Raw genomic sequence first — 14,656 nt, 5'->3', positions numbered from 1 at the left:
TGAAGGCGATTTGAGTTATTCGAAATTTTCGAGCAACTGAGTTTCAACCAAATCCCCCGCCCGCTCCTGATATTCATCCAGCACCTTATCATTCATATATTCAAGCCTCTTCTCCAAAGACAATTCAGTAACTGCCTCATAAGAAATAAAAGTACAGGACTCTTTCAAAGACCCTTTCTCTAGAAGCGCGAAAACAGGACGGGAGATTTCTTGCAGCACCTTTTCGCGCCGCTCGGCGGGGCTACGATGTGGGCACCGATGTCGAGATTGGGTTGCAGGGCCATCAGATCGGCCATTCGGAGGATGCCGGAATAGATGGAAGTCGTATGTTCCACTTCAAAAGCACGAACGATCGACCGGCCTTTGATCCAGAGTACATCGATATTTTCAATGGTCCGAAGCGTGATGGTATCATAATTCAGACATTTAATAACTGAAGAAATTGAAGTTCTCGAAGAGGATGGCAAGAGCTACAAGAAGAGAATCTTTGAAATGGACAGGTCTTTGCGATTGCATTGGATCAGATTTCACCTTGAAGAACATGCGGCGGGCGACGTAGAGATTTTCAGCGTTGAGGAACGTGATCAGAAAAAGCGTCAAGATATTGTTAGAACCTATATCTATGACAGAGATCAGCAGTACATCATTGTTTTGGATCCGCAGCGAAGTCAGAGAGACTATTATCTAGTCACTGCTTATCATTTGAACAAGGATTATGGAGAAAAGAAGATTAAGAAGTTATTCAAGAATAGGTTACCTGAGCTCCATTAAAACCGCAGGGCTCGGTACATATCATGATGTATCGAGCCCCGAAACTCCTTTATCCAAATGGAATAATGAGCACGACAAAGGTATGGTGAGGAAAATTGAATTGCAAATTTTGTCTAAAGAATGACCAAAATACCCTCATTTGCAAAAGAATATATGGGTAAATGTATTGAACGGCCACAAAAAAGCCGCATTTACGGTAACGCGGCCAACCAGATCCTTTTCCCTCTGGGAAATGACATTGCAAGATAAGGTTTATAGTCTAACATACCGGTTACAAGCAGAAAAACGTGTATAGAAAAGTGCCATTTTCTATACATATCAAAAAAACATGTATAGAAAAACGCCATTTTCTATACATATCCGAAACCCGATAGCGCATGGAAGTTCCTAGTTTCAAAGAAAACCACATCAGTCTGATCCCCGCTTTGCAAATGCTGCAAAAGCTGGGTTACACGTATTTGAGCCCAGCGGAGGTCAGTCAGCTACGTGGAGGGAAAACGACAAATGTGCTGCTGGACGATATTCTGCGGAAGCAATTGAAGGAAATCAATGCCGAGAAGCGGATCAGTTCCACGAAGTTCACTTACGTGAGCGATGCCAACATTGAGAACGGGATCAAGGCATTGCGCGACTTGCCTATGCAGGACGGATACATTGCCGCCTGTGAAGCAGCCTATAACCTGATCACGCTTGGAAAAGCATTTGAACAAAGCTTCGACGGCGAGAAAAAAAGCATTTCCCTACAATACATTGATTGGAAGAACATTGAAAACAATGTATTTCACGTTGTCGACGGCTATTCGGTAACCCGCACCACGAGCAAGGACCATTACATTCCTGACCTTGTATTGTTCGTCAACGGAATCCCGATGTGCATTATCGAATGCAAGCGACCAGATAAAAAGGATTCGCTGGCACAGGCGATTAGCCAGCATTTGCGAAGCCAGCAAGATGACGGTATCCGATCATTGTACGTATATGCGCAGGTGTTAATGAGCATTGCGACGCAGGATGCCGTGTACGCGACAAACGGAACGAAGGAGAAATTCTGGGCCAAATGGCAGGAAAAATTCCAGCATGAAGAACAGGAGGTGCAATATCGAAGCGAGTTGCAAGGATTAAAGAATAAGCCAGCAAGTGCCGAGCAAAAGGCAAAATTGTTTGCCGATCGTTTTAAATATGTCCGCTCTTACTTTGAAGAACTGGAAAAGGAAGAGATACTGCCTACCGTCCAGGACGAATACCTTTTCGGCTTATGTAGGCCTGAACGATTGCTGGACATTGCATTCAATTTCATATTGTTTGACAATGGTGAAAAGAAGATCGCCCGCTACCAACAGTTTTTTGCGATCAAGAAAACGATCGACCGGATCACCAACACTGAAAATGGAAAGCGACAAGGCGGGGTGATATGGCATACGCAGGGAAGCGGCAAATCGCTGACAATGGTGATGCTGGCCCAGGCAATCGCCATGGAGAAGTCAATCAGAAATCCCAAAATCGTACTGGTTACGGACAGAACTGACCTGGACGATCAGATTACGAAGACTTTCCGAAAATGCGGCAAATTTGTCGAAAATGCAGGAACAGGTCAGCGGCTGGTGGAGCTTCTGGAAAGCAAGAGCGATGCAGTTGTGACAACGATCATCAACAAGTTTTCGGCGGCGGTAAAGAAAATAAAAACGCCATTGGAAAGTCCGGACATTTTTGTGCTGGTGGATGAAGGTCACCGCACCCAGCACGGTACATTCAATGTGGAAATGCAAAAGACGCTGCCTAATGCATGTTTCATCGCCATGACCGGAACTCCTCTTTTCAAAAGGGATAAAAGCACGGCCGCAAAATTCGGTGGGATTATCGACACTTACACGGTAGACCAAGCCGTGAGGGACGAAGCCGTGGTGCCATTGTTGTATGAAGGCCGCGTGGCGAGGCAAGAAGTGAATGCTGGGCCGATTGACAAGTACTTTGGAATGGTCTCCGAACCACTAAACGAGTATCAGAAAGCGGATTTTAAGAGGAAATTCAGCCGCGCGGATCAACTGAACAGCGCAGAACAGAAAATATATGCTATCGCCTGGAATATCAGTGAGCATTTTCGGGATAACTGGAAAGGCACGGCATTTAAAGCACAACTGGTATGCGATAAGAAATTGAATGCAATCCGCTATAAAGAATTTTTAGATCAAATTGGCATTGTAACAAGCGAGGTTTTGATCTCACCCTTGGACGAAAGAGAGGGTGAGGAAACCGCTTATGGAGATTCATCCGATAAAGAACAACGCTTCTGGAAACGGATGATGGAGGAACACGGGAATGCGAAAACGTATGAAAAGAATATCATTAACCGTTTCAAAAATCAATCGGACCCGGAAATTATCATTGTTGTTGATAAGCTATTGACGGGATTTGATGAGCCGAAAAATACGGTGCTGTATTTGACCAGAAACTTGCAAGAACATAAACTGCTACAAGCGATTGCCAGAGTTAACCGGGTTTATGACGAGAAAGATTTTGGCTATATTATCGATTATTATGGTGTTATCAAAAATCTGGATAGTGCGCTGTCCATGTATTCTTCATTTCAGGATTTTGACGCCTATGATCTGGAAGGAACATTAACTAATATCAGTGAAGAGATTAAGAAGCTTCCGCAAAAGCATTCGGAGCTATGGGATATTTTCAAAACAGTAAGAAACAAGCGTGATGCGGAAGCTTACCAGGTTTTGCTCAAAGATGAGGCTTTGCGGGTACTGTTTTATGATAAGCTCGCCAAATTCGCCAAAGCTCTAAAACTGGCTTTATCTTCTATTGAATTTCAAAATCAGGCCGGTGAGAAGCAAATTAATCGATATAAAGAAGACCTGACGATGTTTCTGCGGTTGAGACTTTCGGTGGTGGCGAGATATAGCGATGAGGTGGATTTCAAAAAGTACGAAGGACAAATTCAGAAGCTGATAGACACCCATATCACAACTGAAAACGTGGAGGCAATCACGGAGTTGGTCAATATTTTCGACAAAGAGAAATTTCAGCTGGAGCTTGAAAAAACATCCGGTCCAGCGAGAGCGAAAGCCGATAAAATTGCCAGCCGGACAGCGAAACACATTTCCGAGAAAATGGAGGAAGATCCGGCTTTTTATAAAAAATTCTCGGATATGCTGCGGGAGACAATTGCCGACCACGAAGCCCAGCGCATTGGAGAGGCGCAATATTTACGCAAAGTTCAGGAAATTATGAACAATGTGTTGTCGTATACAGACAGTGCTATTCCTGGCGAGCTGCGAGATAAAGATATCGCAAAGGCTTTCTATGGAGTAACTATTGAAGCGATAGGAACCAAGGTTGGCGATGAGGCATTCAAAAAAGAAATAGGCGTCGAGGCTGCGTTAAAAATTAGTGATTTGATTCAGGATGCAATATTAGATCACGGTAAGCCGGTTGTAGATTGGTTTTTCAAGTCGAACATCATAGGAAAATTGCAGATCGAAATTGGTGATTACTTAATTGACGAGTTGAGGGACAAACATGACATTGACCTGTCTTTTGAAGACATGGACGACATTGCAGCCAAGTGCATCAACATCGCTAAAACACGCTATAAGTGACAGACTACATTGTTTTTGGGTCCAAGCGGATCGATTTCGAATTGACATTCGCAAATCGAAAATCGCTGGGTATCACCGTAACTCCCGATCTGGACGTTCGTGTCAAAGCACCCGACGGAACTCCGATTATTGACATTAAGGAACGCTTGCGAAAGCGAGCACCCTGGATTATTAGACAGCAAAGTTTCTTTTTGTCTTTTCATCCCAAAAATCCACCGAGAAAATTTGTCAGCGGCGAGACGCACCTATTTCTGGGACGACCATATCGGCTGAAAATTATTGATAGTGAGATCGAAGAAGTGAAAATCAGTGGCAAATTCATCGAAGTTTTCACTTTTGAAAAATCGAGAGCCGAAGCACTTCTCTGCGAATGGTATCTTCAAAATGCCAAAAAGAAGTTCCACTCTATTGCGGCGCCACTTATCAAGCGTTTCAAGAAATATGAAGTAGAGCCGTCATCGATCATTTTGAGGAACATGCCTACCCGCTGGGGAAGCTGTACGCCCAGGGGTAAGATTATCCTAAATCCGGAATTAATAAAAGCTCCCAAAGGATGTATTGAATATGTAATTGTCCATGAGCTTTGCCATTTGGTCCATCCTAACCACACGCAGAAGTTTGTTGATTTGCAGACGAGGGAGTTTAGGGATTGGGAGAAATGGAAGGGGAGATTGGAGAGGTTGTTGGCGTAGGTAAAGCAAGAAACAAAACGTTATATTCATAGTGGTGAGCATTTTCTCTGCTTCCAATTGCTCACCGAACTACTCATCAACATATTGGGAATTTTTGAACATTTTGGCATAGGATTTAATGTGTTTTTATATTGATTTCGGCAGAGAAACGGGGTTTTTGAATGTTTTGACATCATATCCTGCAGAGAGAGAGGGACATGGAACTTCTCTATATCTAGCTGAAAATCAAATCCTTACAACGAATATAAAAGCCTGCTCACCGAATTGCTCACCGAGATTTCTTAGGCTGCAACTACCCACAAATTTAACGATGATTTGAATAAAGTACAAACTACATAATCTATGAAATTCATTATCTCACCTGCCTTATCTTTTGGGCCAAGCCAACGCCAAATTCTGCAAAACAAATCTCAAAAAGCCATCCGTAGTCGGGTAGTTGATTCATTGATTTGTGAGATGGTAAATTGAGAATAGTTTGGCGATTGAAATGCAGCCAGTAATGATATGCCAGAGCCTACCCGTGCAACGGGGAAGTCCTAAAATACTGATGGGACGTTTTATGAGATTTCACATTGATATGATGGGTATGTTGTTGTAGTGGCACCCTTTCTTAGATTTGCCATGCCGATGCTGAACGGTTCAATTGGGCTGTCCCACAGAAATCCCGTTCAATTCTACGAAGAGCAAATGAAACTCATAACACTACTATCATTTTGTCTTATTTCATGTTGTGTAAGTGCTCAGCGAATAGTCACGGGAAAGGTTATCGATGAATTTGAACTGATGGCTATACCAGGAGCCAAGATAATGAGTCGTGACAATCAAGAATTGGCGACAACGGGGTTGAATGGAGAATTTAAAACTGAAATTCCTGCTGGGACTGACAGTCTTCTAATAGGTTCTGTAGGAATGGAATGGGCTTCAATAAGAGTCTCGGCCAACTGCGACAGATTGGAAATCATAATGATGTATGACGGTACCTTTGATTTTATGACACTTCGTCTAGTGGATAAAAGACGCTACAAGAGATTCAAAAGTTTAGATCGCAAACACGAAAGGGCTTTCAAAATAGGCGTTTTTACTTCGGCTAGTCCTTGTATCTCATACGCATTTCAAAAGTACTGGGTGAAATCTATAGATTCAGATGAATAAGTTTGATTACGATCCAGTGGGTCAAAAATGAGATCAGAGATTTCACCACCAAATTCTCAAATCTCAAATAACGCTCCAATGTGAGACATCTGATTTCCTGATCGCCATGGCTTAAACCAGTCGCACCGTTCGGAAGTTTCTTGACACAGACCTTAGGCGCTCAATAAAGTGAAGTTTAAGGTAGCGATTTCTTGGAAACGTACACAACGCCCCTGCCTCCCTGGCTATTGCAAAACTTAAATGACTGTTCTGAACCGCAAACCGCATCGCTTCCTACAATGTAAATCCGCTTTTGATCGTCCAAGAAAAGACTTTGTATCTGATGAAGCTGTGGAAGGTCAATTCTTTCTCCAGTAGATTTTATAACCCCGGGCGTTTCATAAACTCCTGATGTAGCATTTGGTCCATCACGAAAGGCTTTGTTAATCTGATAAGTCACCTTATTTGGAGCAACAATTGGATTAATTAGAAATTTATTAGGTGAATCAAATTCAGGGTGACCACCTAAAATAGGATTTCTTGCTACGTATCGTTGCCAGGTTTTACCATCGTCTACACTATAATTATTTGCGTCTACAAGGACTTGTTGATACAAATCGTCTGTGGTCTGATTGGATAGGCCACTCATAGTGAATAAAGTGTCTTGATATTGCACTATGCCCATAATCCCAACAGACTGCTCAAGAACCTGCTTCCACTGCTTGCCCTGATCTGTTGTGCGGAACACTTTAAACATTGTAGAAATTAGTACTGTTTTGTTATAATTGCCCCAAACGCCCTCGATTTGGTGATCTACTGGCGATTTTAAGGTATACCAGTCAGGATATTCATTTAAAACAGTGTCCTGCTCAACGGCATCAACACCCGATCTCGTACAAGACAAGACAGCCATGAGAAAAAAGCAATAAAGAAAGACTTTCATGAATGTTCGATTAACTTAATAGTCCAAAAGTTACATCGTTTTTTATAGTATAACAAGGCTATAAACCCTAGTTCCCTGTAAAAAGCTTCATCTGGCATAGGTGCGAATGCGGACAAAATTGAAACAGTGCGCTCTCCTTGCACGTTCCGAAGAAGTTTCCCAAAAGCCCCGGTAGACTTTTGTTCTGTATTTTGTCGTTTAAAAAACAGGTCATCCGAAATTCGGATTAGTTAGTCTCATGAAATCCTCCAACGTGAGACGTTCCCAAGTGTAAATTCTGAATGTATTTATAGGCAATGCTCCATAAAAACGCACATCTACTTTCAACATTTCCGACGCAACGATCATAAGAAATAACGCTCTCGTCCACACATTAACTTTGGCCAGCGTAATACATTACAATTAGCCACACCTGCTCTGCTGCAAAAACCAAAAGAATTAGAAGCAATTTTTCAAAGCGTTGCCTGAAAAAGACATGATGAAATACCAATCTCTGATAATTTTCACAATAATAATTTGTTTAAAAAACGACGCCTATTGCCAAAAAGCAGCACTACTGATGCTCGAAGGGGTATGGACTGGTAAATTATTACGCCCTAGCGATCCATACTCAAAAGAATGGCAAACGTATGTTGTATTCCATCAGACAGATAATCAGGTTATTGGGACTTTTAAGGCTTACAGAGGAGAGATTTTTATGGAAGCGGTGTTAGATGGAACAGTTACTGGCGACGGACTAAATCTTACCACCTGGAACATTATCGATGGACGGCGTCCCGGCACCAGCGGCTATTATTGGTGTATGGGCTATCACGGGATTTTAAAAGTCATCGAAGGCGGTCAACTATATGCAGTGTTGAAAAGTTATAACTGCCGAGACAGCATACTAATTTTAACACGTCTGGGAGAATCTACAACTGATGTTACAAACGCCGAATCTAGACACACTGATGAGGTCATACCTAAACAGGACCTTACTATCGCTCAAATGACAGAGGAAGTGAGGGTCATAGAAAGTGAGCTAGACAAAACTTTAAAGTGGAATAGTGACTATGTTGCCCAACTAGAAGGAAAAGAGAAGGAATACAAACGTCGCCCAATTGTACAACCATCACATCATGAGCCAACAAAGGAAAATCTGAGCCGAGAGAAACCATCGCTTACGGCACAGCCCACCACTGGTAATTCAAACCGGACGCCTACATTCATTATCCCGGAAGCGGGTAAAAATGTCGTGTTAAACCATGTGATCTTTAGGGAACAAAAATCTGAATTACAACCGGAATCGTTTGGGCAATTGGACGAGGTTGTCAGTCAGATGACAATAAACCCATCACTGAGAATACGCCTTGAAGGGCACACTGATCGAATTGGAAGTCACGTCATGAATTTGAACCTTTCGAAGGATCGGGCGCAAGCCGTCAAATCGTATTTGGTCGGTAAAGGCGTCAACGCTCTTAGAATAGTCGCAATCGGTTATGGCGATTCAAAGCCGATTTGTAAACCAAAATGTAATGCGAACCGCAGAGTTGAGTTCAAGATTTTGGAAGACTAAACTAATGTAGCTTCCAATTAGCATCAATATTGTTATCGGACTGTAAATTTATCAATCTCATGAAACGCTCGAACCTGAGACAATGGCCCTTACCCGCCTGCCCACGTCAAACTCAATTTCCACGCTTAGAGACATTGGTAAGGAAGCATAACTTTTTAGGTAAAAGTAGCCTTCAAGTTTGCTAAGAAGTTGTTTACTTTGCGTTCTTTCATCACTCTAAGGCAATCCACAAAGTAGAGCTTGATGTCTTGGCCTGCTTGACCACTAGATCCTGCTCTAAATAAGCTTGGCCAATATGGCACTGGTGGGCGCTTGATGATATCTATTGCCCACTAAACTCCATTAGAAGCATGAAGCGAAAATTCTGTTTCCTCTTTCTTTTGTGTCTATCCTTCTCCGCACATGCACAAATGAAAGCTATTTCCAATCTTCCTGTCATTAGCCCGGGAGACGCCGGTTTCAACAAAGATTCCATTGATGCTCTTAATGACACACTTTCCAAATTCACTCAAAGAGATTTTCGGGGATTGATTGTTATTAAAGACAATAAAATTGTAATTGAGAATTACTTTAATACATTTTGGCGGAATCACATACATGATATCCGGTCTGCAGGAAAGAGTATTACAGCTTTGCTCCTGGGCGTGGCAATTAAAGACGGATTGGTACAAAATCTAGATCAGGATGTTTACTCTTTCTTTTCCAAGGAGAAGTACCCTTCCATGCACGAAGATTATAAAAAGGTCAAGCTGATCCATCTGCTGAATATGGTTTCGGGTTTAGATGCAGATTCTGATAACCCTAAAACGGAGGGTAGTGAAGGGAAATGGGTGGCAAAGGACGAATGGTTAAACTATTTGTTAAGCGTTCCATTATCCAGCAAGCCAGGTGAAAAATGGGTCTATGCGGATATCAATGCTGTTTTGATTGGAGCTATCATTGAAGAAAAATCTGGCATGAGCCTGAGGGATTTTGCAAGGCAAAAAGTTTTTTCCCCCATGGAAATTAAAGAGTTTTACTGGTACACCAACGCAGCAAATCAGACTGGTGCTGCCGGCAATCTTTACATTTCCACGCTGGACTTTGCAAAGTTAGGTTTGTTGGTTGCTAATAACGGAAAATGGGGGAATAAGCAATTAGTCGATTATGATTATATGAATCGTCTACTGAATGAACACTCTACTGCCATAGGGGATTATAATCCTTTGGCCGACGAATATGGGATGCTATGGTACAGGTCTAAAAGAAAATTTGGAACAAGAGAAGTAAACTATCTCTGGGCATCTGGAAATGGCGGAAATCATTTGGTGGTTGTTCCCAAAGAAAATATGGTCATCGCCATTACTTCTGGTGCATATGGCAATTGGTACCCCCACATGAGGGCATATTTTATACTCAGTAAATTATTTCAAGCGTTAGAAACAAAAGATTAGAAAAGATTCCCTTTTCATCATGACTTAAACCAGTCACAATTTTCCGACGTTATATGAGATGGTCATACAGCAACTGCGATTGGTGGTTTCATAGTCTGATGTCTCTTATAATCCATGCATTTCATACATGGTGTTCAAAATTAACCCGTTTTCGTTGTGTTGCGTCCAAAAGTCGTTAATTGTGTATATATCCTCTATGTTTCCCTTATCAGGTCCAAATTGATAATCAGTTAGAAAATAGATTTTTTTGACTGGCGATTTGTCAAGCGCGATTTTGAGTAATCTATCAATATCAGATATATACTGTTCTAAAAATTTAAAAACGAATTGTTGGTTAGCTCCGCCATTATACTCTAAGTCATCTGCGCTGTATTCAGGAAGTTCAATATATTCACAGCTATCTATACTCCAATCTATTATTTGCCCTGCAAAAAAGCCACCTTCTTTATCATTTTTGAAGTCCGGGTTCCCCAAATGAACAATGACTCCATCTTGTTGCTGTAATATATCGTAGAAAAGTCCACGGTGACTTTCAAGTTTGTTTTCTTCAATTATTGCAATATCAAAGTCGACCTGGTCTAGCCCAAGTTTTGTCGAGTTAATCGATGCAATTTCTACGGTTGGCATATTGTTTATTAACGGTGGGAATATACAAACTGGAATTTTAGGCTTCAAAGACTAAATCCGAAGCCTTTGTCTTTCTGCCAGTCCTACCGGTTAGAGCGATTTAAATAACAATTTTACCCGATGCAGCCGTCATCCCTTACGGCAATTTTCATCGGCTCAAAAAGCAATAAGCCTGAGAGTTCTCCTTAACTTTCTAATTGAATAATGAAAAGCTATTCTCACAAAACACTCTTTTCTTGGTACTGTATCCTACGACCGTATTGGCAGCCCTCCTAATGAATCAGATTTAGGACGTTTTTTGAGACTAGTTTATGCGGTAAACTGAAACATGATCAAGGTACCTTGTATGATAGTATTTACAAACTATTGAGTGCTTTCATTCGTGTAAGCAGAGGCTAGACAAGAGGGATTAACATCAATTAGCAGCGGCATAAGTAGCATTAGCCCGTTGGCTGTTTTATCAATGAATTGCTAGATTAATCGAAACTGATACAATAGAAATGGAAAGGCGTCCATTCCTCAAAATTTTAAGCTTGGCCCCAATAGCTGTGCTGGTTTCCTGCAAGGACAGCCTACCTTCTACACCTACTATCGTTACAGGTAGAATCATCGATGAAAATGGTGATCCACTGGAAGGAGCGGGATTGAGGTTATCGGGTTCCAACCTTAAGGGCTTTTCAGGCTATGACACTTTCAGTATCACGGCTGAAAGTGACAGGAATGGCATGTACCAACTGTCCCAGGTTGCCCCGGAGGACACCAAACAGATTAGTATTGCCAGCAGGAGCACTTCGCAAATCAAAATTGATAATCAGCACTATAGAGTATACGTGTTTACAGATGGACAATATCACTTAGAAACTTCTCCCTATGACATTCCCCGATCTGCATGGGGCAAAACGACTACAATAAACTACCAATTCATCAAACAATGAAGCCGAACAGTAATCAAATATGGGGCTTTTGCGCTTGCCAATTAATGCTCTCTCTTCTCACAAAAACCCTACTCTCAAGAGAATAATCCATCGGAGCAACCCGAATGTCATTTGGATCAAAATTGGGACGTTTCGTGAGACAGAAAAAGTAAAAGCCTGGGGAACTGCCTTTTCCAAATTCACTGACATATAACTGAGGATTGTTTTGCCAATCACCTGTGGCGAGGAAACAGTCTGTTAAACCGGGCAGCTGCGCCGTCTGCTTGATTGTATCAGCACGGCGTTACTGGCTTTAATTTTCAATTTTGTCAACCGGCGTTTCCCGTCCATCGCGCCAATGCATTTTCAAACCGGACATCTGACCAGCAGGACCCTTTATGAACTGGAAATGAACCTGTTCGTTGAGCGTAAACCAATCCTCCATAATTGGACTAAGGGAAGTAATTTCATTGCCCCGGCCCGTGTTTTTACACCATAGCTTACTATTGCTCACATAGACCAACAAGCCGTCATAGTCACCTGTATACTTGGCAAATGCATTCGCAGCAACAACAAATTGATGCTGGCGGGCTTTTAGCTCGCGAACGGCCCATTGTAGTTTTCTTTTTTGCACATCACTTGACGTTTGCTCCATCGCTGTTGTCAAGATCAGCTCCTGGGTTTTTTCCAATGCACCGCCGGACTGCGTAGGAATATCAGGTACTACACCGATGCCCTCCCAATTGGTTTTGGAATACGGGTTTATGGATTGTGCGAACGGTAGATTAATCAAAAAACCCTGGCCGAGTTGAAATGGCCTTGCCGGATGTGCTCCACCTCCTGTCGTGTCACCTACGATCAGCGCTCGTTTGGCTTGCTGCATACTGTAACTGAAGTCTTCGGCGGCCGAAAACGTGCTGTGACTGGTCAGAATATAAACCGGCATGGATAAGTACAAGCCATCTGCCTTGGACGGATCCGCCCAATATACAAACGTAGAATCCCTGACCCGGTTTTCAATGGTCGTAAAAGGCGTTCGAATAGAAAAAAAGTAGCTGCCCAGTTGGCTCACCATTTCCGGACTACCACCTCCATTGTAACGCATATCAAGGATCAGCGCTCGCGTTTGGGAAAGGAAACGTAAGGCCGAGACAAAAGACGGCCGTGCCTGTTCGGTAAATGAGGTAAAGCTGTAAACCGGCAGATAACCAATGTTACCGTCCAAAATTTCCACTTTATTTAAACCGAAATTTTCGTCCACTGCGTCGATCAGAGCGAGTGAATCCTCGATTCTTCTCCTGTTCGGATCAATCTCCGTTAACTCCCTGGCAAAATCCGGATCATAGCGCACAAACATATGACCATCCGCATAAACTGATTGCAGATCCTGGCCCAATTGAGCCGCCAGCTTGTTTGGATTCGTGATTGTACGGTATTGGCCCTGTTTGAATTTTGTTTGCAATTTGTCGCTCATTAAGGCTGCTTTGTCGGGGAAAATATAAAACCGATTTAAAGCACGCTCCATACTGTCAATAAGCATTTTAGTGAGAGGCTGACTCATTATCACAGGATCAGTGGCAGGCTGGGCAAGACCTGATGTGCTTACGTATAATAAGGAAATAATTAAGCATAGAGCCCCTCGAATAAGAGTCATAACAGATTGTTAGTATAGGTTGAACAATGCTATTTTAGAAGATCGGTTAGAGCATTTTGCTCCGTCTTGTTACCGGACAATCAATCGATTATCCACATAGCCATTAGGTATTGTTCAAATCTAATACCACAACTAAAAACCCGCTATTTTGCACTCAGAAGGATATGTGCTGAAATTTCTTGTTCAATTTCGGACGTTTAAAACAATGATCGCCCACAACTAAAAAGTGGGAAGAATAATTGTGCGACCTGTATCTTTACAAAGTGCGAAAGATCAAAGGTTTGTTATCAAAACCTTAGAATAATTGTCTCAGAAAACGCTCGAACGTGAGACAGGCCCCCCCTTGGCGTTATCTTTCCCAGATCGCCACAAGTTTCGGAAGTTTTGTGAGATATTGTATTATGCTACCCGCTAGTTTTACCTATTTTTTATTCGAGTTTTGTAGTCCATATGTTCTAGGCGGTTTATCGCTTGTAAGATATCAATCCTGTTCCTTCTGCTCAACATCCACTTAGGTAGCCTACTTCCCAGGCTTGAATTCCAAATCTCGGGGCCATTGCGTTCCCGATGCTTAGCCTCACTATGCGACTTCATAAATGCAAGATGCTCATAATTGTACGCCCAAACCTGATTTGCACCTGACGATGTTGTCAACCAGAGAGGTAAGCCGAAATAAGGGTCACCTGCACCTCCAATTATAAATTTTGAAGGTTGTACTGATTTATTGTATCCACATTGCTGGCAGATTACCCTGTAATCTCTTTCACTGAACCCAGATGTCGTGACAATTCCCTGGTGTCTACAAGAAGGGCAGACGACATAAATAGTCTTTGTGAATTCACTTAGAAAAGTGGTGTAACCATTAGTACTACGTGCCTGCATAGTGTCAACTTATGAGTGGTATATGAACAAATAATTAATAGTTAACAGGAAATAATCCGAACAAATTTACCAAACTCACAAAACGCTGGAACTTGTGACATAGCGCCCACGCCTGCCTGCCCAGTTTCGCCGTAGTTCCTGAGTGGTCGCAGAGTTGACCTTTGGCCGGTAAGTATCATACTGTCTTTTCCGGTCAACCTGCCTGGCTTCAAAGTGGGCATTTGTCGAAGAGTTTCCAAAACGTTTCAAAATTACATTTAGGATCATTTCTCCTGACGCAACCTGCGACTGCTGTAAGGTGAACGAGCAAAATCAATGTCGATGAATACAGTTCATTGTAAACGAGATTAATGTTTTGACCAGAATCAAGCTGTAAACGAAAGTCTTAGTTGGTCAAAACATACTTACTGCCACGTCTCACAGGTTCCGTCTTTTAAGACCCACAT

Annotated in this window: 10 protein-coding genes and 1 pseudogene; 7 read left to right on the top strand and 4 right to left on the bottom strand. The window is 42.3% G+C overall.

All coding sequences use genetic code 11. The annotated features are described in order from the left end of the window. Positions 1-15: 15 nt before the first annotated feature. Positions 16-467, bottom strand: a pseudogene (locus ON006_RS32465) (type II restriction enzyme NmeDI-related protein). Between the two features lie 25 nt (positions 468-492). Here ON006_RS32465 and ON006_RS00895 point away from each other — a divergent pair. The 4 genes from ON006_RS00895 to ON006_RS00880 all read left to right on the top strand — a co-directional run bounded on the left by ON006_RS00895 (position 493) and on the right by ON006_RS00880 (position 6,223). Further along, entirely contained in the window at positions 493-771 is a 279-nt protein-coding gene (locus tag ON006_RS00895) for a hypothetical protein (protein WP_244823225.1), read from the top strand. Between the two features lie 377 nt (positions 772-1,148). Then, on the top strand, positions 1,149-4,379 hold the full coding sequence (locus ON006_RS00890) for a type I restriction endonuclease subunit R (protein ID WP_244823224.1): 3,231 nt from the start codon (positions 1,149-1,151) through the stop codon (positions 4,377-4,379). Beyond that, complete coding sequence (locus tag ON006_RS00885; protein ID WP_244823223.1) at positions 4,376-5,071, top strand: M48 family metallopeptidase; 696 nt, start codon at positions 4,376-4,378, stop codon at positions 5,069-5,071. The genes ON006_RS00890 and ON006_RS00885 overlap by 4 nt, the downstream gene beginning before the upstream one ends. Before the next feature lie 687 nt (positions 5,072-5,758). Further along, entirely contained in the window at positions 5,759-6,223 is a 465-nt protein-coding gene (locus ON006_RS00880) for a carboxypeptidase-like regulatory domain-containing protein (protein ID WP_244823222.1), read from the top strand. A 175-nt stretch (positions 6,224-6,398) separates the two neighbouring features. On the opposite strand, the gene ON006_RS00875 is transcribed toward ON006_RS00880, so the two are convergent. Beyond that, positions 6,399-7,145 (bottom strand): hypothetical protein, encoded by a 747-nt coding sequence (locus tag ON006_RS00875; protein ID WP_244823221.1) that lies wholly within the window; start codon positions 7,143-7,145, stop codon positions 6,399-6,401. 460 nt (positions 7,146-7,605) lie between these two features. Here ON006_RS00875 and ON006_RS00870 point away from each other — a divergent pair, with 460 nt between their 5' ends. Together ON006_RS00870 and ON006_RS00865 are read left to right on the top strand one after the other, a co-directional pair. Further along, positions 7,606-8,700, top strand: coding sequence for an OmpA family protein (locus ON006_RS00870; RefSeq protein ID WP_244823220.1), 1,095 nt, complete (start codon positions 7,606-7,608; stop codon positions 8,698-8,700). Positions 8,701-9,050: 350 nt separating this feature from the next. Further along, positions 9,051-10,133, top strand: a complete 1,083-nt coding sequence (locus ON006_RS00865; protein ID WP_244823219.1) for a serine hydrolase domain-containing protein — start codon at positions 9,051-9,053, stop codon at positions 10,131-10,133. A gap of 105 nt (positions 10,134-10,238) precedes the next feature. Here the strand turns inward: ON006_RS00865 and ON006_RS00860 are convergent, their stop codons facing one another. Then, the gene (locus tag ON006_RS00860) at positions 10,239-10,760 is read right to left on the bottom strand and encodes a hypothetical protein (RefSeq protein WP_244823218.1); all 522 of its coding nucleotides are present in this window, start codon (positions 10,758-10,760) and stop codon (positions 10,239-10,241) included. 533 nt (positions 10,761-11,293) lie between these two features. Between ON006_RS00860 and ON006_RS00855 the strand changes: the two genes are divergently transcribed. Next, the gene (locus tag ON006_RS00855; RefSeq protein WP_244823217.1) at positions 11,294-11,695 is read left to right on the top strand and encodes a peptidase associated/transthyretin-like domain-containing protein; all 402 of its coding nucleotides are present in this window, start codon (positions 11,294-11,296) and stop codon (positions 11,693-11,695) included. Between the two features lie 292 nt (positions 11,696-11,987). Here the strand turns inward: ON006_RS00855 and ON006_RS00850 are convergent, their stop codons facing one another. Continuing rightward, complete coding sequence (locus ON006_RS00850; protein ID WP_255772995.1) at positions 11,988-13,214, bottom strand: S41 family peptidase; 1,227 nt, start codon at positions 13,212-13,214, stop codon at positions 11,988-11,990. Positions 13,215-14,656: the final 1,442 nt, after the last annotated feature.

Source organism: Dyadobacter pollutisoli, assembly GCF_026625565.1.
Classification (GTDB): domain Bacteria; phylum Bacteroidota; class Bacteroidia; order Cytophagales; family Spirosomataceae; genus Dyadobacter; species Dyadobacter pollutisoli.
The sequence above is the reverse complement of the archived record's forward strand: the minus strand, read 5'-3'. Positions and strand labels throughout refer to the sequence as shown.